Origin of the sequence: Tenacibaculum sp. XPcli2-G (assembly GCF_024124505.1) — a bacterium.
Taxonomy (GTDB): Bacteria; Bacteroidota; Bacteroidia; order Flavobacteriales; family Flavobacteriaceae; genus Polaribacter; species Polaribacter mesophilus.
This window is the reverse complement of sequence record NZ_JAMXSH010000005.1, coordinates 94,538-117,217: the sequence shown is the minus strand read 5'-3', so window position 1 is coordinate 117,217 and position 22,680 is coordinate 94,538. Positions and strand designations below refer to the sequence as shown.

22 protein-coding genes are annotated in these 22,680 nt (G+C 31.2%); 13 read left to right on the top strand and 9 right to left on the bottom strand.

Annotation, left to right across the window (positions count from 1 at the left end; translation table 11 throughout):
* Positions 1 to 63 precede the first annotated feature (63 nt).
* The 3 genes from NH341_RS13515 to NH341_RS13505 form a co-directional block, all read right to left on the bottom strand.
* A complete protein-coding gene (locus tag NH341_RS13515) occupies positions 64 to 825 on the bottom strand; it encodes a DUF6503 family protein (RefSeq protein ID WP_253057220.1) in 762 nt (253 codons plus the stop codon).
* Positions 826 to 939: 114 nt separating this feature from the next.
* Entirely contained in the window at positions 940 to 2,691 is a 1,752-nt protein-coding gene (locus tag NH341_RS13510; protein WP_253057219.1) for a cytochrome-c peroxidase, read from the bottom strand.
* A gap of 41 nt (positions 2,692 to 2,732) precedes the next feature.
* Positions 2,733 to 4,193 (bottom strand): alkaline phosphatase PhoX, encoded by a 1,461-nt coding sequence (locus tag NH341_RS13505; RefSeq protein WP_253057217.1) that lies wholly within the window; start codon positions 4,191 to 4,193, stop codon positions 2,733 to 2,735.
* Between the two features lie 552 nt (positions 4,194 to 4,745).
* On the opposite strand from NH341_RS13505, the gene NH341_RS15370 reads away from it, so the two are divergent.
* The 4 genes from NH341_RS15370 to NH341_RS13490 all read left to right on the top strand — a co-directional run bounded on the left by NH341_RS15370 (position 4,746) and on the right by NH341_RS13490 (position 8,808).
* Positions 4,746 to 4,871 carry a hypothetical protein gene (locus NH341_RS15370; protein WP_256471528.1) on the top strand — a complete coding sequence of 42 codons (126 nt, stop codon included), beginning with the start codon at positions 4,746 to 4,748 and terminating at the stop codon, positions 4,869 to 4,871.
* Positions 4,872 to 5,839: 968 nt separating this feature from the next.
* Entirely contained in the window at positions 5,840 to 6,049 is a 210-nt protein-coding gene (locus NH341_RS13500; protein WP_253057215.1) for a hypothetical protein, read from the top strand.
* A gap of 67 nt (positions 6,050 to 6,116) precedes the next feature.
* Positions 6,117 to 8,135, top strand: a complete 2,019-nt coding sequence (locus NH341_RS13495) for a tetratricopeptide repeat-containing sensor histidine kinase (RefSeq protein ID WP_159611726.1) — start codon at positions 6,117 to 6,119, stop codon at positions 8,133 to 8,135.
* Positions 8,125 to 8,808: a response regulator transcription factor gene (locus NH341_RS13490; RefSeq protein ID WP_047789727.1), complete on the top strand. Its 684-nt coding sequence runs from the start codon at positions 8,125 to 8,127 to the stop codon at positions 8,806 to 8,808. The genes NH341_RS13495 and NH341_RS13490 overlap by 11 nt, the downstream gene beginning before the upstream one ends.
* A gap of 18 nt (positions 8,809 to 8,826) precedes the next feature.
* On the opposite strand, the gene acs is transcribed toward NH341_RS13490, so the two are convergent.
* The 3 genes from acs to NH341_RS13475 all read right to left on the bottom strand — a co-directional run bounded on the left by acs (position 8,827) and on the right by NH341_RS13475 (position 12,722).
* Positions 8,827 to 10,734 carry an acetate--CoA ligase gene (gene acs, locus NH341_RS13485; RefSeq protein WP_253057214.1) on the bottom strand — a complete coding sequence of 636 codons (1,908 nt, stop codon included), beginning with the start codon at positions 10,732 to 10,734 and terminating at the stop codon, positions 8,827 to 8,829.
* 92 nt (positions 10,735 to 10,826) lie between these two features.
* A complete protein-coding gene (locus NH341_RS13480) occupies positions 10,827 to 11,168 on the bottom strand; it encodes a DUF779 domain-containing protein (protein ID WP_073183101.1) in 342 nt (113 codons plus the stop codon).
* A gap of 54 nt (positions 11,169 to 11,222) precedes the next feature.
* Positions 11,223 to 12,722: an aldehyde dehydrogenase family protein gene (locus tag NH341_RS13475; RefSeq protein WP_047789724.1), complete on the bottom strand. Its 1,500-nt coding sequence runs from the start codon at positions 12,720 to 12,722 to the stop codon at positions 11,223 to 11,225.
* 201 nt (positions 12,723 to 12,923) lie between these two features.
* Here NH341_RS13475 and NH341_RS13470 point away from each other — a divergent pair, with 201 nt between their 5' ends.
* Positions 12,924 to 13,844 (top strand): AraC family transcriptional regulator, encoded by a 921-nt coding sequence (locus NH341_RS13470; protein WP_073183104.1) that lies wholly within the window; start codon positions 12,924 to 12,926, stop codon positions 13,842 to 13,844.
* A 46-nt stretch (positions 13,845 to 13,890) separates the two neighbouring features.
* Entirely contained in the window at positions 13,891 to 14,670 is a 780-nt protein-coding gene (locus NH341_RS13465; protein WP_253057213.1) for a sulfite exporter TauE/SafE family protein, read from the top strand.
* 86 nt (positions 14,671 to 14,756) lie between these two features.
* On the opposite strand, the gene NH341_RS13460 is transcribed toward NH341_RS13465, so the two are convergent.
* A complete protein-coding gene (locus NH341_RS13460) occupies positions 14,757 to 15,227 on the bottom strand; it encodes a Dps family protein (protein WP_253057212.1) in 471 nt (156 codons plus the stop codon).
* A gap of 116 nt (positions 15,228 to 15,343) precedes the next feature.
* Between NH341_RS13460 and NH341_RS13455 the strand changes: the two genes are divergently transcribed.
* Both NH341_RS13455 and NH341_RS13450 read left to right on the top strand, forming a co-directional pair.
* A complete protein-coding gene (locus NH341_RS13455) occupies positions 15,344 to 16,285 on the top strand; it encodes a hydrogen peroxide-inducible genes activator (protein ID WP_047789720.1) in 942 nt (313 codons plus the stop codon).
* Positions 16,286 to 16,324: 39 nt separating this feature from the next.
* Positions 16,325 to 17,071 carry a hypothetical protein gene (locus NH341_RS13450; RefSeq protein WP_253057210.1) on the top strand — a complete coding sequence of 249 codons (747 nt, stop codon included), beginning with the start codon at positions 16,325 to 16,327 and terminating at the stop codon, positions 17,069 to 17,071.
* Positions 17,072 to 17,118: 47 nt separating this feature from the next.
* Here the strand turns inward: NH341_RS13450 and NH341_RS13445 are convergent, their stop codons facing one another.
* The gene (locus NH341_RS13445; RefSeq protein ID WP_159611734.1) at positions 17,119 to 19,011 is read right to left on the bottom strand and encodes a SulP family inorganic anion transporter; all 1,893 of its coding nucleotides are present in this window, start codon (positions 19,009 to 19,011) and stop codon (positions 17,119 to 17,121) included.
* Between the two features lie 147 nt (positions 19,012 to 19,158).
* On the opposite strand from NH341_RS13445, the gene pyrR reads away from it, so the two are divergent.
* Genes pyrR through NH341_RS13420 form a run of 5 tightly spaced genes read left to right on the top strand, consistent with a single transcriptional unit; the run spans position 19,159 to position 22,309 of the window.
* Complete coding sequence (pyrR, locus tag NH341_RS13440) at positions 19,159 to 19,713, top strand: bifunctional pyr operon transcriptional regulator/uracil phosphoribosyltransferase PyrR (protein WP_073183111.1); 555 nt, start codon at positions 19,159 to 19,161, stop codon at positions 19,711 to 19,713.
* Positions 19,714 to 19,737: 24 nt separating this feature from the next.
* Complete coding sequence (locus NH341_RS13435; RefSeq protein ID WP_159490782.1) at positions 19,738 to 20,670, top strand: aspartate carbamoyltransferase catalytic subunit; 933 nt, start codon at positions 19,738 to 19,740, stop codon at positions 20,668 to 20,670.
* 2 nt (positions 20,671 to 20,672) lie between these two features.
* The gene (locus NH341_RS13430; RefSeq protein WP_047789715.1) at positions 20,673 to 21,005 is read left to right on the top strand and encodes a hypothetical protein; all 333 of its coding nucleotides are present in this window, start codon (positions 20,673 to 20,675) and stop codon (positions 21,003 to 21,005) included.
* A 41-nt stretch (positions 21,006 to 21,046) separates the two neighbouring features.
* Complete coding sequence (locus NH341_RS13425; protein ID WP_047789714.1) at positions 21,047 to 21,367, top strand: T9SS type A sorting domain-containing protein; 321 nt, start codon at positions 21,047 to 21,049, stop codon at positions 21,365 to 21,367.
* Positions 21,368 to 22,309 (top strand): ribonuclease Z, encoded by a 942-nt coding sequence (locus tag NH341_RS13420; RefSeq protein WP_047789713.1) that lies wholly within the window; start codon positions 21,368 to 21,370, stop codon positions 22,307 to 22,309. It begins immediately after the preceding gene.
* Here NH341_RS13420 and NH341_RS13415 read toward each other — a convergent pair.
* Complete coding sequence (locus NH341_RS13415; protein ID WP_047789712.1) at positions 22,306 to 22,668, bottom strand: CoA-binding protein; 363 nt, start codon at positions 22,666 to 22,668, stop codon at positions 22,306 to 22,308. The genes NH341_RS13420 and NH341_RS13415 overlap by 4 nt on opposite strands.
* Positions 22,669 to 22,680: the final 12 nt, after the last annotated feature.

Below are 22,680 nucleotides of genomic sequence, written 5' to 3'. Positions count from 1 at the left end.
GACTAATGTATACTCTTTTTTCCATACATACTTTTTATCCATACTTTGTTTTTTATTAGTTGATTATTCTTTTGGTTTTTCGTAAAAACTATTGGCTAATGATGCTTCACTTAACAAAGGCATTTTAAACTGAATTGGTTCTCTTCCTGGTTCTGTTGGTTGCCCATTTTCATCTTTAGCGTACCAAGTTATGGATTTTGGCAATAACAAACCGTTAACATTTTCCCAATCGTTATATCTTATAATTTTATAAGCATCAGTTGGTTCTTTGCTAAAATAAGTAACCGTATACCCTAACCATGCCATTTGTTTTGTTTCTGGATGGTAAAATATAAAATAATTATCATCTGGTGAAGTTCCTACGTTGGCTTTGTATGAAATTTTTATTCCTGGATAGCTAACTCCTTCAAAAGTCAGCGGTTTTGTTTCTGAATACACAATGCCATCATCAGCTAATACAAAAGGCATTGCATAAAAATAAAAATATAGATTGTAATAAAACTCCAGGTTTCCTTTAAACGCTGTTGAATCTTGTTGTTGTAACCACACTTCTTTTCCATCAAACCCTAAAGAATATTCTGGTGAATTCACTACTGTTTTTCGTGAATGTAAATCTGTAGTATGTTCTTCATTTTTTAGTGTGAATGACAATGTTTTCATTTTTTTCCATTGTTCAATCCCTCCATGTTTTTCAAGAATTTTTTCTAATGTTTTCGGGTATTTTAATGTTGCTACCTCTTCTTTTTTAATTGTTTCCTTTTTAACTTCTTTTTTACATGCTATTGAAACAAGAGCTATAGCGATTAGTACTACTATTTTTTTCATGATAATTGATTTGTTCTAATTGGTCGAAACTACCATTAGAAATTACAGTAAAAATAAAAAAACTCTCTAAATATATATTAGAGAGTTTTATGTTAACTATAAAAATTGAATGAATTATTCATCCGTTAAGGCTTCCATAAAAGCGATTAGGTCTTTAATTTCTTTTTCTGACAAATTCAATTTATCTGATGGTAACGTTTGATTTGGTACTTTATATCCTAACCCTTGTCCACCACCTTTATTATAAAAATCAACTACTTGTTCTAAGGTTTCATACACCCCATTATGCATATAGGGAGCCGTTTTGGATATGTTACGAACGGTAGAAGTTTTGAAAAAGTATTTTCGTTCTTCAGTTTTAAATATATTATAAGCTCCTAAATCATCATCTAACCCTGTTTCTTTCATATTTGGAACTCCAATAGATTCTACTTCTGTTTCCGTAAAATTAGGTGGAACTGTTCCGTTAAACACAGGTGGAAAGTGACAAGTGGCACATTTTGCTTTCCCCATAAAAAGATTAAATCCGTTGATTTCAGAAGTTGTTAACGTGTTTTCTTTATTGTTTATGTTTTTATCAAACTTAGAACTAAAATCGCCTAAACTTCTAATATAATTTGCTATTGCATTTCGGATGTTAAAATCAGTTACTTTTCCATATAGATTAGCAAACGACTTTGTATATACACTGTCATTTTTTACAGTTTCTGTCAAGTTTTCTAAATTGGTATGAAACTCATTCTTGTTTTCAACAACTCCCACAATTTGCCCCTCTAAACTACCTGCTCTTCCATCGTGAAAAAAGGTTTGTTGATAAGCAGCATACGGTAAGGTTGGTGTATTTCTTTTTTGTTTTGGAAAAGTTGCTAACCCATCTGCAAAAGCCTTATCTTTAATATGACAAGTAGCACAGCTCATCACACCGTCTTTTGATAAATTCTTATCATTAAATAGTTTTCTTCCTAAAGCTATTTTTTCATTAGACATCGCCTTTTCTAACTGATGATAATCGTTAAAGAAATCAATATTAAATGTTTCTTTAGAAAATAATGAAGTGATGTTATTATTGAACGCCATAGTTAAAGGGAACTCAACTTTCCAATCTTCTGAGGTTTTTGCCAACAGCTCCAATTGTTTATGTGTATGATTTTTTATAAAATCATAGCGATTAAACGACTCAAAATTGCCTTCTTGTAACATTTTTTGAGCTGTCTGCAACTCATTTACAAAATCAGTATACAATTTATCTTTTGAAAACTCACTTTTATAAGTACCTATAATAAAAAGTAAGGTTTCGTAGTTTATTTTTGCTTCTAATAAAGATTGCTCTAACACTGGTGAATCAAAACCTGTTATTCCTACCAAAGCTATACGGGCAATTTGATCGCGCAACAGCCATAAAACATGGTGTTTTTTTAAATACAACGTGTTATTTGCCGCTATTAGTTTAAGCCTACTTACTGTCTTTTTTATAATGCTCTCTACCTCTGCAACGTCAACTTCATCCTCATTTAATAACTCTTCAATAACTTGAAACCCAAAAGGGGCTCTTATTTTAATATCCGTAGCATCCTCTTCTTCTACCTTTAAAATATTTGGAGCATTTAAACTCTTGTAGTTTTCTTTATCAGCAAAAGCTAATATAGGTTCTATCAACTTAAATTCCTTTCTCGCTAACTTATACTTATTTAGCTTTTCGGAAACCTCTTCAACAACATTAATTTCTTCTAAACTTGAAATACAGTCATCAAGACGCTCTGAATAATATTCTTGAACTTTTGCCACCAAAGCTCGATTATCTAGCTTTGAATAGCTTGTTGCTTTTTCTTGTTTACAACCAATTATAGATACCAGAAAAAGACACATGATAACATGTGCCTTTTGTATTTTTTGAAAATTGTTTGTCATTATCTATCTAATCCTTGAACTACATATAATTGACTTCCTTCTTTTCTTGTTTCTGCTGCATCGTTTGCCATAGGGTCAGTAAATGCTCCTCCATCAGCAGGTTCCCAGCCATGATTTTGAGTAATTAATAAAAACGTATTGCTTACTCCAATAGTTTCAGAAACATCAATCATACCAGTAATTTCCCATGCTTTATCTTGATAAGACGCTCCGTAACCTTGAGCAGAAGCTGCAACCTGATCGCACTCTAACACTTTCTTTACCTCTCCTGTTTTCAAGTTGTATTGATATAAGCTAGCTGCGTGATTCTTTTCACCATCAAAATAACCATTAGGATCCTCTTGAATGTACGCATAGTTTTCTGTAACTACGATATTATCTGGACTATGGAAAGCTTTTGCTTTACCATCTAATTTATCTCCATCTAAAACACAGGTAATTTTTGCTGCTCCAGTAGGATCATTTTCATTTAACTCGACTTTATATACACGCCCATAGATAGTTCCTTTTCCTACTAAACCGTCTTTTTTACGACCTGTTACACAAAAATAAATTTCACGATTGTTTTTAGCAGAACCTCTTCTCCAATCAATATCTTCTAAACGAGAGAATCCCATCACTCCTTTTTCTTTAGCCTCTGCATCTAATAAATCGATATTCTTTTCGGTTAACTCAACAAAAGAAGCATTATAAGTTGTACCTTCTTTCATATCTACCTCATAAGCAATCCCTTCATCAGTTACCTTTAAACCATATAATTTACCACCTTCTAAATCTCCTCTATCACCTACATACATTCCTAATTGACCTGAAGGTACTTCATTATCTGAATGATCATCTCCAATAAATACAACAGTTTTATCTGCGTACGCATCTTTACCAATTGCCACTGCATTTTCTGTAGACCATTGTCCCATAGCTGTTAACATTTTTGGAGTACTTGCTGCTGAAACATTTTTTAAAGGATCAGTTGCAAAAACCCCTTTAGAAGCTCCTCCCCATTCTCCACCAGATAAATATAATGGACCAAAACCGTGTTCTGCCTCTGTAATTAATGAACCTGAGCACTGTGCTGTACTAGCAGTAGCATTTGCATTTAAAATATATTCACCATGTACAGGCTTAAAAGTTTTATCTAATTTAATACGAGCAATTGAATAATCTGCCTCAATATTATTTATTAAAGTATAAGTTCCATCTGAATTTCTCATTAACCCAGCTCCATCTGCCATAGAACCGTATACAAAGTTTGGTGTATCTTCTAACTTATCTTCAGAAGACAATAAAGGAAAAATGTTTACTCCAGAAAACTCTGATTCTAATTTTAAAAAGTTTGGAGTTTTTGAGTGTGCTTTTAATTCAATTGAATCTCCGTGACTAGGTGTACTATCAGAATCGCAAGATGTTAAAGCTATAGCTCCGCAAACGCCTAAGAACCCTAATTTAAGTAAGTTTTTCATTATTATGTTAATTTTTGTGTTATGTCCGCAAATCAACAACACTTACTTTAAGAAGTTCTTAGCTGTAGTTTAAATCTAGCTCACTAAAAGGTTACCAACTTTAATTAAACTTAAACAATTATTTTTATTCCCACCTCTAAACACTTGTTATTAAAACACAGCACTTAACTATTTATTAACTTACTTAACTCGTTTATCTTCTGACTATATAGCTTTTTTCTAATAAAAAAGAGCGCCTTAAAAGACACTCTCAGTTTGAATATTTTACTTTGGTTAGAGTAAAAATCATTTTGTTTTTCTTTTTCTTCATAGAACTTTCCCTACGACGTGATATAATTCCCCATTTTATATCTTAACCTTATTGAAGGTCTAAATTTTAACCGAGACAAAAATAAGCCGTCTAATTTTCTTTTTGGTAAGTCAGTGACTTACTTTTAGTAAGTCACTGACTTACTTTTTCACCAAAATGAGGTAAAAAAGACCTCAAAAGCCAAAAATTTCGTTAAAACAGAAATTATTTTAAATTTTATATATTTGCTTTTTATGAAAAAAATGAATTTACATATAACACAAGAGCTTGTAAGCTTAACATGTAGTTTTCGTGGGAATCCTGATGAAGGAATCTTTCGAAACCGGACGTTGTATGTTAATTATAATGAAAACTCAGATATGATTTGATTATAAAAACTAATGATATATAAAGCGTCCAATTAATTTTGGGCGCTTTTTTTATATTTTTTTGAAAAATGGAATTTTAATTTAAACATACTAAAAACTCTTAATTGAACTCTAAGCTACTAACGTACAAAACGTTACAAAAACACTACTTATCTGGATATTATCCGGACAGTCCTTCTTTACCTTAACAACAACATAAACAACTGATTTACAATAACTTAAACCTAAAAAACACTTGTTTTATTGTAAAAATTTCGTATATTTGTACCATACTTATTAAGATACACTTAATTGGTATTATTAATAAATAAAAATTTAAAACGATGGTATTAACTAACATAAACAGAAGTATCAGCTTAGCTTATAGAAAAGGAGCAGATTACGGAACAAAAAAAGACAAGGATGTTTATTGTGGAGCAAAATATTTAATGAGGAATTAGCAATTATTCTACACTTATATATAACACAAAAGCGTCTTTTTTAAAAAGACGCTTTTTTTATTAAAAAACACATTTTTAACAAGTTAAAACTTGTATAATTCGTTTTTTTTCATTATATTAAGAAGACAAAATAAATGCTATGAAAACATTAAAATTGCACATACTAAATGAAAAAGGACGTTTACTCATTCAACAAGAACGCTTACTAAAATCATCTTCATTATATATAATGTTGTCACTATTTTAGAATTAAAAATCAACTAGCGTTCATTTCAAAATTGCAAACGCTTCCTTTATGACAAAGTAGAATTCCCTGAAGTCTGTTGTACTCAATAGGCCTTAGTAGTAACGCATCTTCATGAATTGATGTTTCAATCAATTTAATTCTACCTACTAACCAAACACTTGGGTTAGATGACTATTGCCTCATTTAAAAAATGATGTAATACACACGAAAATTTATTTCGATGCTATACGAGCCGCACATGCGGCTAGGAAAACTATTGTCAAAATTTAAAAATTGAAATTATGAGAACTTTAAAATTTACACTACTAATAAGCACGTTATTTTTGTTAACTACAAGTTGTACAGACTTAACAGAAGATATTGTACCGAACAACACTGTTGATAATATTGAATTAATTTTAGATGATGGCTCAACAGACAAAACGGATCCACCAGGAGATAGAGATACAGGTGGTGGTAATGATGGAGGTGATGGTACAAAAGGAAATTAAACTTATATTTACAAGCTTTTAACAAAATGTTAGAAGCTTTTTTTAGTTATCTTAAAAAACAATACTCTTGAAACCTCTAAAAGCAAATTTATTCTTTTTATTTTTTATTCTAACAGGCTCTGTTTATAGTTTTTTCTTACCGCACTCTGAATTACACCAAGTAGACAGCATTAAAATATGGTTAAATTCAATTAATAATAAAAAGTTAGACACTGTTAGTAGGAGAAAAATATTATTCAAGGCGTATAACTATATCCAAAAGAATCAAAAGAATCAAAATCACTTAAGCACCATATCTTACGAATACTACAAGCTAAAAGACTCAATATCTTTTCTCAAGATTAATCAAGAGGCTGTAGAGTCTGCAAACAAAACAAAAAACTACTACTCATTAGGTGATGCTCATTGGAATTATGCTACTTATTATGTAAAGCTAGGTAAATACAGCAAGGGTTATGCTCATTTTAATCTAGCCTATGAAGCTTTCGAAAAAGGTAACTTTGAATATGAAAAAGCTAAAATGTTATTTGGAATGGCACATATTAAAGGCCGCTACAGAGATTATTTAGGTAGTGAAATCTTAATTATTAAAGCTTTAAAAATTTATAAAAGTTTAAAAAAACATCAGGATTTATACTTATCATACAACCATCTTGGTCTTCTCCAATTTGATATTAAAGAATATGACAAAGCTATATTCTATTACAAAACAGCTCTAAAACATTATTCCTACTTAAGTAAAAAAAATAGAAGTAGAAAATACATAACTATTTTCAATAATATAGGAAATGCTTATCTTAAAAAGAAGAACTACAAAAAGGCGATAGAAAACTTCAAAAAAGAACTTGACAATCTATTAAAAAAAGAGCAATATGCAAGAGTCTTAGACAACATTTCTTACTGTAAACTTCTAGCAAGAGACACCCTAGGTATAAAACAAAATTTTTACAAAGCTTTAAATATTAGAGATAGTTTAGGTAATAACGAAGGGGTCCTAACTTCAAAAATTCACTTATCTGATTATTATAAATACATTAAAGACACCACAAAAGCGCTACAATATGCCAAAGAAGCTAATATACTGGCCAAAGAATTAAAAAACGGGGGAGATTATTTAACTACTTTAAATCAACTCGCCAATTTAGACAAACAAAATTCTAAAAAATACTTAGATCGTTATATAGAGTTTAACGATAGTTTAATTAGTGCTGAACGAAGAATACAAAACAAGTTTACCCGTATTGAGTTTGAAACAGATGAATATATTGAAGAAACAGAGCGTTTAAGCCAACAACGTGTATGGATTATAGTAACTAGTTTTGCTGGTCTACTAGTTCTTAGCTTACTATATTTTTTACGTGTACAAAAAGTAAGAAATGAAAAATTAAAACTAGAAGCGGAACAACAAAAAGCTAATGAAGAAGTTTATGTATTAACACTACAACAACAAGCCAAATTAGAAGAAGAACGTGTTAACGAACGTAACCGTATCTCAGCAGAACTTCATGATGGTGTTTTAGGAAAACTTTTCGGTACTCGGGTAAACCTTGGTTTTTTAGCTATGCAAATGAAACCTGAAACTCAAGAAAAACACCAAGCTTTTTTAGATGAGTTACAAGAGATAGAAAAGGAAATTAGAGATGTTTCTCACAGATTAAGCGATAATTTTGATAGCACTAATATTAACTTTACAACAATTTTAACACAACTTTTAAAAGATAGAAGTACTATTGGTAATTTTTCTTATAAGTTTAACTTTGATAAAACCATTCCATGGAACGAAATTAACGAGGTTACTAAAGCTAACGTATACCGCATCATTCAAGAGGCTTTACAAAACATTATTAAGCATGCTAAGGCAAAAAATGTTACCTTAGACACTTCTTTTAAGAGAGAAGAGCTTATTATTTCGTTAAAAGACGACGGAATTGGTTTTAATGCCGAGAAAAAGAAAAAGGGAATTGGAATAAAAAATATTACAGCAAGGGTACAAAAATTAGGTGGTACTTTAGAGTTTATTTCTAAAGAAAACCAAGGAACTACACTTGTTATTATAACCCCTTTTAATACTAAAAATGGAAAGTAAAAAGTATAACGCTTTAATAATTGACGATCATCCTTTAATATCAGAAGCTTATAAAAGTGCTTTTGCCTATATCGAAAGTCAAAATGAAAATATTTCTTTTCATATTCAAATAGCAAATAACTGTGGTGCTGCCGATGAAATTATAGAAACGTATTCTTCTTCTAATCGATCTATTGAAATTATTTTTTTAGATATTAGTTTACCTCCTTTAGAAGAAAAAGGTATTTTATCTGGTGAGGATTTAGGTTTGATTATAAACGAAAAACTTCCTGAGTCTAAAATTATTATCTCCACTACTTTTAACGATAATTACCGAGTACATAGTATTTTAAAAAACGTAAATCCTGATGGGTTCTTAGTTAAAAATGACATTACACCGGTAGAGTTAGTTCATGCTATTGAAGAAGTACTTAACGACCCTCCTTACTACAGTAAAACGGTAATGAAAATGCTTAGAAACCAGGTATCCAATGAGTATTTTTTAGATGATTTGGATAGAAAGATTTTGTATGAACTATCTATTGGTAATCGTGTAAATAAACTACCTAACATCCTACCCTTATCTTTAGCTGCAGTACAAAAAAGAAAACGACAAATGGCTAAAATATTTGAGGTTGACAATTCTGACGATCGTGATTTGATTTTAATAGCAAAAGAAAAAGGATTCTTATAAGAATCCCTTTTCACTATTTTACAATCTGTTATCAATTATATCCTGTACCACTTCAGGATTTAAGAGTGTAGAAACATCTCCTAAATTATCTAATTCATTATGTGCAATTTTTCGAAGAATACGACGCATAATTTTTCCTGAGCGTGTTTTAGGTACTCCTTCAGTAAACTGAATTTTATCCAACTTCGCTATCGGACCAATATGCTCCGTAATAATTTGATTTATCTCTTTACGTAAGTTATCTTGATTTCTTACCTCTCCGGTTTCTTTCAAAATCACATAACCATATAAAGCGTTTCCTTTTACTTCGTGCGGAAAACCAACTATAGCGCTTTCTGCTACTGCAGGATGCTCATTGATTGCATCTTCTATAGGTGCAGTTCCTAGGTTATGTCCAGAAACTATAATTACATCATCTACTCTACCTGTAATTCGGTAATAGCCTACCTCATCACGAAGAGCACCATCACCAGTAAAATACATATCATCAAATGCTGAGAAATATGTTTCTTTATAACGCTGATGATTCCCCCATATAGTTCTTGCCATAGAAGGCCAAGGGTATTTTATACACAATCTTCCGTCAACCTGATTTCCTTTTACTTCTTTTCCGTTTTCATCCATCAATGCTATTTGAATTCCTGGTAAAGGCAATGTTGCATAAGTTGGTTTTGTTGGAGTGATATAAGGTAAAGGAGAAATCATAATTCCACCAGTTTCAGTTTGCCACCAAGTATCTACAATTGGGCTTTTCTTTTTTCCAACATTATCATTATACCAGTGCCATGCTTCTTCGTTTATAGGTTCTCCTACCGTTCCTAACACTTTTACTGATGAAAGGTTATGGCTATCAACAAATTCTAAGTTCTCTTTTGCTAATGCTCTAATTGCTGTGGGCGCCGTATAAAATTGATTTATGTTGTGCTTCTCTACAATTTCCCAAAAACGACCGAAATCTGGATAACTAGGAACGCCTTCAAACATTACAGTTGTTGCTCCGTTTGCTAACGGACCATACACAATATAACTATGCCCTGTAATCCAACCAATATCTGCGGTACACCAATACACATCATTTTCTTTATAATTGAAAACATTTTTAAACGTATATGCTGTGTACACCATGTAACCAGCTGTGGTATGTAACATTCCTTTTGGACTTCCTGTTGAACCAGAAGTGTATAAAATGAATAATGGATCTTCAGCATCCATAATCTCTGGAACACAATCTTGATAAGCTTCTTCTAATAAAGGTGCTAACCACTTATCTCGTCCTTCTTTTAATTGAATATCTGAATTAATTCTTTTAGCAACTAATACATTTTCTATAGTAGGACAATCTTCTAATGCTTCATCTACAATACTCTTTAAATCAATAGTTTTTGTCCCTCTGTAGGAACCATCTGAAGTAATTACCATTTTTGCTTCGCAATCATTAACTCTCGTTGCTAATGCTGTTGATGAAAATCCTGCAAAAACAACTGAGTGTACTGCTCCGATTCGTGCGCAAGCTAAAACCGAAATAGCTAATTCTGGAATCATTGGTAAGTAAATACAAACTCTATCTCCTTTCTTTATCCCGTGGTCTTTTAAAACATTAGCAAACTTACAAACACGTTTGTGTAGTTCTTTATAAGAAATATGTTGAGCTTCTTCTTTTGGGTTGTTGGGCTCAAATAAAATAGCTGTTTTATCTCCTCTGATATGCAAATGACGGTCGATACAGTTTTCTGTAATATTTAGCTTTGCTCCTTCAAACCATTTGAACTCAGTTTTCTCAAAATTATAGTCCAAAACGGTATCCCATTTTTTCCTCCAAACAAAGTGTTCTTCTGCTATTTCTTCCCAAAATAATTCTGGATTTCTAACGGACTTTCTATATACTTGAAAATATTCTTCTAATGTTTTTACGTGGTAGTTACTCATTCTTATACTCCTTTTTATTTTAGCTTAAGCTACTAAAATAAATCATTTTTAATTGTTTATCAATTTATTAATTCTTCTTCTTAAAACATATACTAACTTTCATCTTCTTGTTGCAATAAACGTGAATGTATAATAAAACGAACTCCTAAAGGAATTTCTAATGAAAAACTTGCTCCTCTTCCTTCAGTTATATCAATGGTTAAGTGCGTGTGCTTCCAGTATTCATATTGATCTTTATTCATATAAAAAGGAACTTCATCTAACACACCTAACAGAATATCACTTTCATCTAAATACATTTCATCTTTAGGAAAAATCATTGGTGATGATCCATCACAACATCCTCCGCTTTGATGAAAAATTAATTCGCCATGTTGCTTTTTTAGTTTTTTAACTATTTCTTTTGCTGCATCTGTTATTGCTACTCTTTGCATATTATATTTTTTTATAAAATACTGAGCTTTTTAAAGCTCAGTATTTTCAAACAACTAAAAGAACCCTAACTTGTTTTTATCATACGATATCAACATGTTCTTAGTTTGACGATAGTAATCCATCATCATTAAATGGTTTTCTCTACCAAATCCTGATTTTTTATACCCTCCAAATGGTGCGTGGGCTGGATAAGCATGATAACAATTTACCCAAACTCTTCCTGCTTTAATAGCTCTTGGAATTTGATATAACTGATGTGCATCTCGTGTCCACACTCCTGCTCCTAATCCGTACATGGTATCATTTGCTATTTCTAGCGCTTCTGCTTCATCTTTAAACTTTGTCACACACACAACAGGCCCAAAAATTTCCTCTTGAAATACGCGCATCTTATTGTGTCCTTCTAAAATAGTTGGTTTAATATAAAATCCATTTGCTAACTCTCCTTCTAGTGTATTAACTTCTCCTCCACATAGCACTTTCGCTCCTTCTTCTTTTCCTATTTTAATATACGCTTGAATTTTTTCATATTGATCATTTGATGCTTGTGCTCCTACCATTGTGTTTACATCATACGGACTTTTTTGTACTATTGCTTCTGTTCTTGCCACCACTCGCTCCATAAACTTATCATAGATGTCTTCTTGTACTAAAATACGTGAAGGACAGGTACAAACTTCTCCTTGATTAAAAGCAAATAACACCGCTCCTTCAATTGCTTTATCTAAAAAAGCATCATCTTCATCCATTACACTATTAAAGAAGATATTTGGAGACTTACCTCCTAACTCCATCGTAACTGGATTTAAGTTTTTAGAAGCATACTGCATTATTAATTGTCCTGTAGTAGTTTCTCCTGTAAATGCTACTTTATCTATTCTTGGGCTTGATGCCAATGGTTTTCCTGCTTCAGGACCAAAACCATGAACTACATTAATAACTCCTGGAGGAAAAACATCGGCTATTTTTTCCATTAACAATGTTGCTGATGACGGAGTTTGTTCTGCTGGTTTTAATATTACACAGTTACCTGTAGCCAATGCTGGTGGCAACTTCCACGATAACATTAAAAGAGGAAAGTTCCAAGGAATAATTTGCCCCACAACCCCCAAAGGTTCTTTAATGTTCATTGATAAGGTATTTTGATCAAGCTCTGTTGCACTTCCTTCTTCTGCTCTAATGGCAGCAGCAAAATAGCGCCAATGATCTACTGCCAAAGGAACATCAGCATTTAATGTTTCTCGTATTGGTTTTCCATTATCACAGGTTTCTACTAATGCAAACTCTTCTAAATTTGCTTCAATTATATCTGCTACTTTATTTAGCAATGAAGCTCGTTCTGCTGCTGAAGTGTTTCCCCAACTTTCCTTCGCTGCATTGGCTGCATCTAAAGCTAGTTCTATATCTTCTTTTTGTGATCTTGGATATTTTGCTATGATGCTATTATCAACTGGAGATTTGTTTTCAAAATATTCTCCACCTAAGGGAGACACAAACTTCCCATTGATAAAATTTGCATACGTGTCTTTAAATTTTGGTTTCGTGTAACTCATAAAACTTTGTATTTTTGTTCTTTACTTAAATTAACTATCCCGAAATAACACTTCTACAATCAACCTGTATTAAAAATGAGTATTTCGTAATTTTTGTAAAATTAAAATATCATATAGTCAATATATTGAACGTATTTATTAAATTGTAACACATATCTATTATCTCAAAAAAAGGATAAATAGATTTTTGTACTATTGATTATGAACCATTTATTAAGTCGACATAAAGAAAGTAGAAAACTTACTACTTTAATAGAGAACAGAACTACGTATAATGCCGAATATGCTGAGTTGAATATTTTTGAGACTCATAAAAGTGCTGAACAGGTTTCTTTGACTTTTGATTTTCCTGTGATTGCAAGTATGCTCACTGGAAAAAAAGTAATGCATTTAGAAGGTATGGAACCTTTTGATTTTTTCCCTGGTGAATCTGTGGTAATGCCAACTAATAAAGAAATGATTATAGATTTCCCCTTGGCTGAAAAAAATAATCCTACTCAATGTTTGGCTTTAGGTATTGACTCTGATAAGATTGATGAGATAGTAGATAAGTTTAATCACAATGTTACTATAGAGCGCGAAAACAATAATTGGAAATTAAACGAAACTTCTTCTCACCTTGTTCATAATACGGATATTAATCATTTAGTTGGACGTTTAGTACATACGTTTACCGATCAAAACAAATCTAAAGACATTCTTCTTGATCTTATGATACAGGAATTGATTGTTAGATTATTACAAACGAAAGCTAAAGCTTTTATCTTAAACGATCCTTCTGACACGCTTACAGACACCCGCATTGGTATGGTTATTAAGTTTATAAAAAACAACCTCACAAATAAAGATATTACTGTAGAATTGTTAGCTAAGAAGGCTTGTATGAGTACATCTCATTTTCATAAAAAGTTTAAAAACACCTTAGGAATTTCTCCTATTGACTACATAAACTCTGAAAAAATTAAATTTTCTAAAAAACTTATAAAACAATCTAAAAACCTACGAATCTCTGAAATAGCTTACAAATCTGGTTTTAATAACATTAGCTATTTTAACAGACAATTTAAAAAAATGGAGATGATTACTCCTCAGCAGTTTAAAAAGTCTTTTATAAAAGAGTAAATCATCAACTTTTTAAAAAAAACTTTTATAGCTACATTTGTTTGATATGATGATATCTCTTTTTCTAGATGTTTTAAGTACTAATTTGTACATAGTCTTACTCTTTTTTATTGTGGCTGTTCTATACTCTTCTGTCGGATTTGGTGGTGGTTCCAGTTACTTGGCTGTTTTAGCACTCACTGGCTTACTTTTTACACAAATAAGAGCTACAGCATTACTTTGTAATGTAATGGTTGTTACAGGTAATGTTTTACTTTATATGCAACAAAAACAATATAATTGGAAAAAGGTTATTCCGCTTACTTTATTTAGTATTCCTATGGCTTTTTTGGGTGGCTATTTACGAATAAGTCAAACTTTTTTCTTTATTCTTTTAGGTTTCACACTACTTTTTGCTGCTATTACCATGTGGAGTTCAAACAAAGTAGTTACCAACAGCAATAAAACTACCGATTTAAACATAGCAAAAAATGCAGGTTATGGCGGAATTATTGGTTTTATTTCTGGAATGGTTGGAATTGGTGGTGGTATTTTCTTAGCTCCGTTACTTCATTTAACCAATTGGGACACTCCTAAAAAAATAGCTGCTACAGCAAGCTTTTTTATTTTAGTAAATTCTATATCTGGATTGATAGGTCAATATGTGAACCCTGAATTTTCTATCGACTGGAAGCTTACTTCTATTTTATTAATTATTGTTTTTATTGGTGGTCAAATTGGTAGTAGAATGAGTAACCAATTCTTTAATTCCACACAACTGAAAAAAGCAACCGCTATTCTAATTGCCTTTGTAAGTATTCGGATTTTAATTAAGTATTTATATTAGCCAATTATTCATATTATTTTCTTCTACATAAAAAAAGCAACGTAAACACGTTGCTCTTTCATCCCCTAAACATAGATAACTATTTCTTAGCTTAACCAAGCATTCATCATCCACAATGTTTTTTCTTGTTCTGCAATAAAGTCACTCATCATTGAGTTTGTTCCTTCATCTTCTGCTTCATCAGACAAATCAAGAATTAAACGTTCTATTTTTAATAGTTCTGATAACGAATCAATAATTAATTTTACTGCTTCAACATCATTTGAAATATTTTTTCCTACTGGTACTTTTGATACACTAGTGTAATCTTCAAAAGTATGCAATGGTGTTCCTTGTAATGTTAAAATACGTTCTGCTATTAAGTCTACTTTTTCTTGTGCATCTGTATAAAATTCTTCAAACTTCATATGCAACTCAAAAAAGTTTTTTCCTTTAATATTCCAGTGTAAACCTCTTGCATTTTGGTAATATACTTGAAAGTTTGCTAATAAGGCATTTAACTCTTTTACTAAGTTTTCAGTTTTTTGTTTATCTAATCCTAAAATTGTAGTTGACATATTGTTTTGATTTTAAGTTTTTTACTTTTTCTATTACAAATTTAAGGCAAGTTTTAACAGTTTTACTATAAACGTAATCGATTGTTTTAATATCTTTATCAAAAATTATTATTGAAATGACTATAACACAATTAAAATATACACTAGCCGTTGCTGAATATAAAAACTTCACCATAGCTGCAGAACATTGCTTTGTCACGCAACCAACGTTAAGTATGCAAATTCAGAAATTAGAAGAAGAATTAGATGCTAAAATTTTTAATCGTTCTAAAAAACCTATTGAATTAACTGAAGTTGGTAAACGTATTGTAGAACAAGCTAAAGTAATTGTTGATGAAAGTAATCGTATTATTGATATTGTACATCAACAAAAAGGCTATGTAGGTGGTGAGTTTAGACTAGGAATAATCCCTACAATTATGCCTACACTACTTCCTATGTTTTTAAAAACATTTAGTAAGAACTACCCTAAAGTTCAATTAGTTATTGAAGAATTAACTACAGAAGAAATTGTTAGAAAGTTAATGGATGGTTATATAGATGCTGCTATTGCTGCTACTCCATTAGAAAATGAAGCCATAAAAGAGCGTGTTTTGTATTATGAACCTTTTGTAGGTTTAGTTCCAAGTGAACATCGATTATTTAAACAAAAGAAATTAAAAGTTGATGATTTAGAAGTTGATGATATTTTATTGTTAGAAGACGGACATTGTTTTAAAGACAGTGTAATTAATCTTTGTAGAACTAATAAAAGAAGCTCTACACATCACTTTCAGTTAGAAAGTGGAAGTTTTGATACATTAATAAAGTTATCTAAAGACGGATTAGGAATGACCTTACTTCCTTATTTAAATACGCTGGATTTAAATGAACGAGACAAAACTCATTTAAGAGAATTTGAATCTCCATCTCCTGCACGTGAAGTTAGCTTGATTTATCACAAATCGCAATTAAAAATGCAATTGATTGAAGCTTTAAAAAGTACTATTGACAGTGTAATTAGAGGCGCTATTGCTTTTAGTGATGTAGAAATTATAAGTCCACTTCAGAAAAAATAAACCTCATTAAGCTAACATTTTAAAATAACTGACCTAGCTATGGGATGGAAAATATCATGCGTAATTATTAACTCTAACAAAGAAATAGAGAAAGAAAAACTCTTAAATAGTATCGGTTTTCATAATCTAAAAAAAATAGTTCCTAAAACGTTTGAAGAGGTTATGTTACCTCCTGGTAATACCGTTTATATTACAAAATACAAAGGAAATTGGATAATATGTGAACAAGAATTACCCATAAAATCATTTGAAGAAAATACTTCCTATGAGGAAAATACACTATCTGATTTTTTCCCTGATACTGAAATATGTTCTATTGCTCTTCAAAGCACTGTTAATTTTTGGGGATATTCTGTTACTAAAAATAATCAAAAATTAAGGGTTAAAGGAGGAACATCAGAACTAGGCACCTTTATTGATTTCGGTAAACCTCTTAAAGAGGAAGAAAAACTATTATCTAAGTCAAAAATAAATGAAAATGGAAATAGGTTTTATAATTTCGATGAATTTACTGAAGGAGAATTTACTGAAGATCAAGTAGGTGAAAATTTTGTATTTGAGTTATGTACAAGGTATTTTGGAAAGCAATTGGATTCAGATGATGAGTTATTATTTGATACTAATTTCGAAGGATATAGTTTTTCAAAAACACCTACTAACATAAGAAAAGTTTCTTCTCCTCTTGATAACTTAAATAAAAACACTCAACTAAACACGAAATTTCTAAAGTATCTATTATTTATAGTTGTAATAATCATTATACGCCTAATTCTAAAAAACACATAAAAAGTCCCGCTATTAGCGGGACTTTTTATTTTTTATCGCTCTGCGATTTAAAAACTATATTCTGATAAAGGTTTTGGAAAATCTTCTGGATTTGCAGCTAAGTGATAACGAGGGTCATCTACTGCTTCTTCAATAACATCTGCAAAAATCGGGCTTGCTTTATATAACAATACCTTACAATCTTCACTTAAATGTTTTAAGGTTACCTTCTTCCCTGCTTTTTGATATTTTTCTACTAATATAAAAATAGCTTCAATAGCTGAATGGTCTGAAATACGCGATTCTACAAAATCAATTTCCACGTTAGCAGGATCATTTTTAATATCAAACTTTTCGTTAAAAGCAGTAATACTTCCGAAGAATAATGGTCCCCAAATTTCGTAAATCTTAGTTCCATCTTCTTTAAAACGTTTTCTCGCTCTAATTTTTTTTGCATTTTCCCAAGCAAAAACTAATGCTGAAATAATTACCCCAACAAATACAGCAATTGCTAAATCAAAAATTACAGTTACCGCAGATACTATAATTAATACAATTGCATCCGATTTTGGAATTTTATTCATAATTCTAAAACTAGACCATGCGAACGTATCAATAACCATCATAAACATTACTCCTACTAAAGCTGCGATAGGTACTTGCTCAATATATTTATCTGCAAAAAGGATAAAAATTAATAAAGTAACCGCCATCATAACTCCTGATAAACGCCCTCTACCACCTGCGTTAATGTTAATTACTGTTTGACCAATCATACCACAACCACCAGTTCCTCCAAACAATCCACTTAACATATTTCCAGCTCCTTGTGCTACACATTCTTTATTACCATCACCTCTTGAATCTGTTAACTCATCCACTAAATTCATCGTCATTAACGTTTCAATCAACCCAACTGAAGCTGCTAAAAAGGCATACGGTGCAATAAACTTTAATGTATCTAAATTAAATGGCAAATTACTCCAAAGTTCTGCTAAATTCATTTTCTTAGAAATTTCATCAAAACCATTTAAACCAGCTCCTCCTCCATCTCTAATAAAATCTCCAACATTTATAGACTCTAATCCACCGAAAATAGATACAAACGTAACAATTAAAATAGCTGTTAACGCTGCTGGTACTTTTGTTGTTAATTTTGGAAGCAACCATATAATTAGCATCGTTAACAACACTAACCCAACCATAGTATATAGCTTTGTTCCTTGTAAAGTAGATTTTACTACCCCACTATCTTTTACTGAATAAAATCCGCCATTTTCAATATTATAAACAACTTTTTTTGTTTTTGCATCAAAAACTTGTGTTTCTGATTTTACAAAAACTTCCTTGTTTGTTTCATTATTAATAATTGAATTTCCTTTAATTGAAAACAATGCAGCACTTGATACTAGATCTTGTACCTCATTATCTGCAACTTTATACACCAACTCTTTCGATTCAGTTTTACGCATATTTTGACCAAAAATGTCCTTCTTATTTTCTTTGAACATTCCTAGTTGAGCTATAAAAATAACTATAGCTAAACCATTTACGAATCCCATCATTACTGGATGTGGAATTAACCGAACTAATTTCCCTAATTTAAATACTCCTGCTAACACTTGAATAACTCCCATTAAAACTACAGCTGCTAGTAAATAAAAGTATCCCATATTTTCTACAGGAGTATCAAACAGCAGTCCTTTTGCATGTCCTTCCTGTATCATGTTTACAAAAATTACTGCCACAGCACCAGCTGCTCCTGAAATTAAACCAGGTCTTCCTCCAAAAATTGCAGAAACAATCCCTACCACGAAAGCTCCAAACAAAGCTACAATAGGACTAATTTGAGCTACGAAAGCAAAAGCTACTACCTCTGGTATCATTGCTAACGATACCGTAATACCTGCTAACGAATCGTCTTTTATATTAATCTTCTTACTTTTAATGTATTTCATCATAATTTCTAAGAGTCTTTTGTAAAAATGCGCAAATGTAAAGATAATTTTATAGACCAAGTTTTAGCTTTCATTAAGTTTAATTTTGTCAGCGTAAATTTTTGCCTTAATTTTGAACGTTGAACTATCAAACCAATTTGGTAGCAACAAATGAGCAGAAAAACACTACTTACTTCGAAAGAAATTGAAATCATTCTGCATCGATTAGCGTGTCAGTTAATCGAGAATCACAACGATTTTTCTAATACCGTTTTAATAGGATTACAACCTAGAGGCTCTTATTTAGCTAATCGATTGGCTAAATTATTAAGAGAAGAGTATCAAATTAAAGGCCTAAAATTAGGCTTGTTAGATATTACCTTTTATCGTGATGATTTTCGCAGAAGAGAAGAACCATTAGAAGCCACCTCTACACAAATTGACTTTTTAATTGAAGGAAAAAAGGTGGTTATTATTGATGACGTATTATTTTCAGGAAGAAGCGTTCGAAGTGCTTTAACAGCACTACAATCGTATGGAAGACCTGATAATATTGAGTTATTAGTATTAATAGATCGTCGCTTTAGCCGTCATTTACCTATTCAACCTAATTATAGAGGAAGACAAGTAGATGCCATCAATGAAGAAAAAGTAGTTGTGAACTGGCAAGAAACTCATAAAGAAGATACAATTTACCTTGAACCCAAGCCCTCAAAGCTTGATTAGTTATGATTAAAAAAACAAACTAAAATGAAGCAGTTAAGTGTTGAACATTTATTAGGAATCAAATACCTTAACAAAAATGACCTTGAGCTTATTTTTGAAACTGCCGCTCATTTTAAAGAAGTCATTAACCGACCTATAAAAAAGGTTCCTTCGTTACGTGATATTACCATCGCTAATTTATTTTTTGAAAATAGCACGCGTACAAAGCTTTCTTTTGAATTAGCTGAAAAACGTTTATCTGCTGATGTTATTAATTTTTCTGCAGGGCAATCTTCAGTAAAAAAAGGAGAAACTTTAATTGATACTGTTAACAATATTTTGTCGATGAAAGTTGATATTGTTGTGATGCGACATTCAAATGTAGGAGCAGGAATTTTCTTATCAAACCATGTAGATGCTAAGATTATTAATGCTGGAGATGGCACACATGAACACCCGACCCAAGCATTATTAGATAGTTTTTCTATGCGGGAAGCTTTAAATAGCGACTTAAAAGGAAAGAAAATTGTAATTGTTGGTGATGTCTTACACTCACGTGTAGCTTTATCAAATATTTTTGCACTACAATTACAAGGAGCTAAAGTAAAAGTTTGCGGACCTAGTACGTTAATTCCTAGATACATTTCTAGTTTAGGAGTTGAAGTGGAAACCAACCTTAAAAAAGCTTTAGAGTGGTGTGATGTTGCTAATGTATTACGTGTGCAACACGAACGTATGGATATAAAATACTTTCCATCAACTAGAGAATACACACAACTTTTTGGTATTAACAAAGAAATATTAGACAGTCTTGGCAAAAAAATTGTCATAATGCACCCTGGACCTATTAATAGGGGGGTAGAACTAACAAGTGATGTTGCCGACAGTGATCAATCAATTATTCTAAACCAAGTAGAAAATGGAGTTGCTGTTCGTATGGCAGTTATTTATTTGTTAGCACAACAAATAAAAAGATAGTCATGAATATAACTGATAAAACTAATTACACCCTAGTAACTTCTGATGAAAAAACATTTTCTGACTTCTTTGAAAGCTTTGAAAATGAACATGTAAACCTTACAGATAAAAATTTAATTGTTGTAATTTCAGAAGAATTTAATCCCTCTAACAAAAATATTTTACTATTTTTGGAATACGCAGAAAAACATCAAAACAATGGCACATCTTTTGTTGTTATATCTAAAGATGTTACTATTGATGATTTTCCTGAAACTTTTAACATTGTTCCTACTTTAATTGAAGCAGAAGATGTTATAGAAATGGAAAACATTCAGCGTGATTTAGGTTTTTAACCTTTAATTTTAATAATTATCCATCCCCTAAACGATAATTTATGATAAAAAAAATACTTTTTATAACTTTTTTCTTAACTATTTCTGTTGCTTTTTCACAAGAAAAATCAATTAATAAGTTAATAGCATCTCCTAACCCTTTTACGAACAATACTACTATTTACTTTAATGCTAAACATAGTCAAACAGTTATTTTAACTGTTAGAAATGTACTAGGTAAAACTGTTTATAATAAAGAGCTTAAAGTGGTTAAGGGACATAACTCTTTCCCTTTTCAACGTAATGATTTAAAGTCTGGTATGTACATTTATGCAATACAAAGTAATAAAGAAATAATTTCAAAACGCTTTGTAATCAAATAAATGAGTTTACACTTAACTGTTTTAGGTTGTCATTCTGCTACTCCAAGAGCTAATGCCTACCCTACCGCTCAATACTTAGAAATTAACAATCGTCATTTTTTAATTGATTGTGGAGAAGGTACACAACGCCAAATGCGAAAATACAAGGTTGGTTTTTCAAAAATAAACCATATTTTTATTTCTCATTTGCATGGTGATCATTTTTTTGGTTTGGTTGGACTCATCGCTACTTTTGGGATTCTAAACAGAGAAAAAGAGTTACATATTTACGGCCCAAAAGGCATAAAAGAAGTGACAACACTTCAGTTAAAAATTTCAAAATCGTGGACTAAATATCCTATTATTTTTCACGAATTAGAATCAAAAGAAAGTGAGCTTATTTTTGAAGATGATAAAGTTTCTGTAAGAACCATTCCTTTAAATCATAGAGTGTATACTAATGGTTTTTTATTTACTGAAAAACCTAAACTTAGAAAGTTACACATTGAGAATATTCAGCAATATAACGAAATAGAAACTTGTGACTTTCATAACATTAAAGCTGGTAAAGACTTTACACTCTCTACGGGTGAAGTAATTCCTAATGAAGAGCTTACAATTGATCCTCCTAAACCTTTAAGTTTTGCTTTCTGTAGTGACACAGCTTATAAACCAGACATTGTTCCTATTATTAAAGATGTAGACTTGTTATACCACGAAGCTACATTTTTAAAAGACAGAGAAGATTTATGTGATAAAACTAAACATTCTACTGCAGAACAAGCAGCTTCTATTGCTAGTAAAGCAAATGCAAACAAATTAATTATTGGGCATTATTCTAGCAGGTATAAAAACATTAACGATTTTAAAATTGAGGCTCAAACAGTTTTTAAGAATACTGAATTAGCGGAAGCAGGGAAACGATATAGTACTAATTCTTTTCCTGTTGAAATTTTAAATTAATACTGCTTTGTTGATAGAAGTACCAAAGTACATGCTATTTCACTCTCAATACCATTTTCCTTTAACAACTCCATAAGCTCAATATTTTCGGTTCCAGGGTTAAAAATCACTCTGCGAGGTTGTAAGTTAATTATATACTCATAATAAGATTCCTGTCGCTTTGGATTTAAATATAAAGTTACAGTATCAATATTTTCGAAAAAAATATTTTCTGTTTTAATAGCTACATCTGCAACAATTCCTTTTTGTAAACCAATTGCTACAGTTTCTATTCCATTATCTCTTAGCCTTTTAATAGCTATATTCGAATATCTAGAGGATTTTAAAGAGGCTCCTAGTACCAAAGTTCGTTTTTTCATTTTCTGTTAATA

Bases quoted from the DNA above. Each gene is read 5' to 3' on its own strand.
- NH341_RS13450 (WP_253057210.1), top strand. From the start codon at position 16,325: ATGGGATGGAAAATATCATGCGTAATTATTAACTCTAACAAAGAAATA.
- NH341_RS13460 (WP_253057212.1), bottom strand. From the start codon at position 15,227: ATGTCAACTACAATTTTAGGATTAGATAAACAAAAAACTGAAAACTTA.
- NH341_RS13415 (WP_047789712.1), bottom strand. From the start codon at position 22,668: ATGAAAAAACGAACTTTGGTACTAGGAGCCTCTTTAAAATCCTCTAGA.
- NH341_RS13480 (WP_073183101.1), bottom strand. From the start codon at position 11,168: ATGCAAAGAGTAGCAATAACAGATGCAGCAAAAGAAATAGTTAAAAAA.
- NH341_RS13430 (WP_047789715.1), top strand. From the start codon at position 20,673: ATGAATATAACTGATAAAACTAATTACACCCTAGTAACTTCTGATGAA.
- NH341_RS13425 (WP_047789714.1), top strand. From the start codon at position 21,047: ATGATAAAAAAAATACTTTTTATAACTTTTTTCTTAACTATTTCTGTT.
- NH341_RS13465 (WP_253057213.1), top strand. From the start codon at position 13,891: ATGATGATATCTCTTTTTCTAGATGTTTTAAGTACTAATTTGTACATA.
- NH341_RS13445 (WP_159611734.1), bottom strand. From the start codon at position 19,011: ATGATGAAATACATTAAAAGTAAGAAGATTAATATAAAAGACGATTCG.
- NH341_RS13515 (WP_253057220.1), bottom strand. From the start codon at position 825: ATGAAAAAAATAGTAGTACTAATCGCTATAGCTCTTGTTTCAATAGCA.
- pyrR (WP_073183111.1), top strand. From the start codon at position 19,159: ATGAGCAGAAAAACACTACTTACTTCGAAAGAAATTGAAATCATTCTG.
- NH341_RS13505 (WP_253057217.1), bottom strand. From the start codon at position 4,193: ATGAAAAACTTACTTAAATTAGGGTTCTTAGGCGTTTGCGGAGCTATA.
- NH341_RS13455 (WP_047789720.1), top strand. From the start codon at position 15,344: ATGACTATAACACAATTAAAATATACACTAGCCGTTGCTGAATATAAA.
- NH341_RS13500 (WP_253057215.1), top strand. From the start codon at position 5,840: ATGAGAACTTTAAAATTTACACTACTAATAAGCACGTTATTTTTGTTA.
- NH341_RS13420 (WP_047789713.1), top strand. From the start codon at position 21,368: ATGAGTTTACACTTAACTGTTTTAGGTTGTCATTCTGCTACTCCAAGA.
- NH341_RS13510 (WP_253057219.1), bottom strand. From the start codon at position 2,691: ATGTGTCTTTTTCTGGTATCTATAATTGGTTGTAAACAAGAAAAAGCA.
- acs (WP_253057214.1), bottom strand. From the start codon at position 10,734: ATGAGTAACTACCACGTAAAAACATTAGAAGAATATTTTCAAGTATAT.
- NH341_RS13490 (WP_047789727.1), top strand. From the start codon at position 8,125: ATGGAAAGTAAAAAGTATAACGCTTTAATAATTGACGATCATCCTTTA.
- NH341_RS15370 (WP_256471528.1), top strand. From the start codon at position 4,746: ATGAATTTACATATAACACAAGAGCTTGTAAGCTTAACATGTAGTTTT.
- NH341_RS13435 (WP_159490782.1), top strand. From the start codon at position 19,738: ATGAAGCAGTTAAGTGTTGAACATTTATTAGGAATCAAATACCTTAAC.
- NH341_RS13470 (WP_073183104.1), top strand. From the start codon at position 12,924: ATGAACCATTTATTAAGTCGACATAAAGAAAGTAGAAAACTTACTACT.
- NH341_RS13475 (WP_047789724.1), bottom strand. From the start codon at position 12,722: ATGAGTTACACGAAACCAAAATTTAAAGACACGTATGCAAATTTTATC.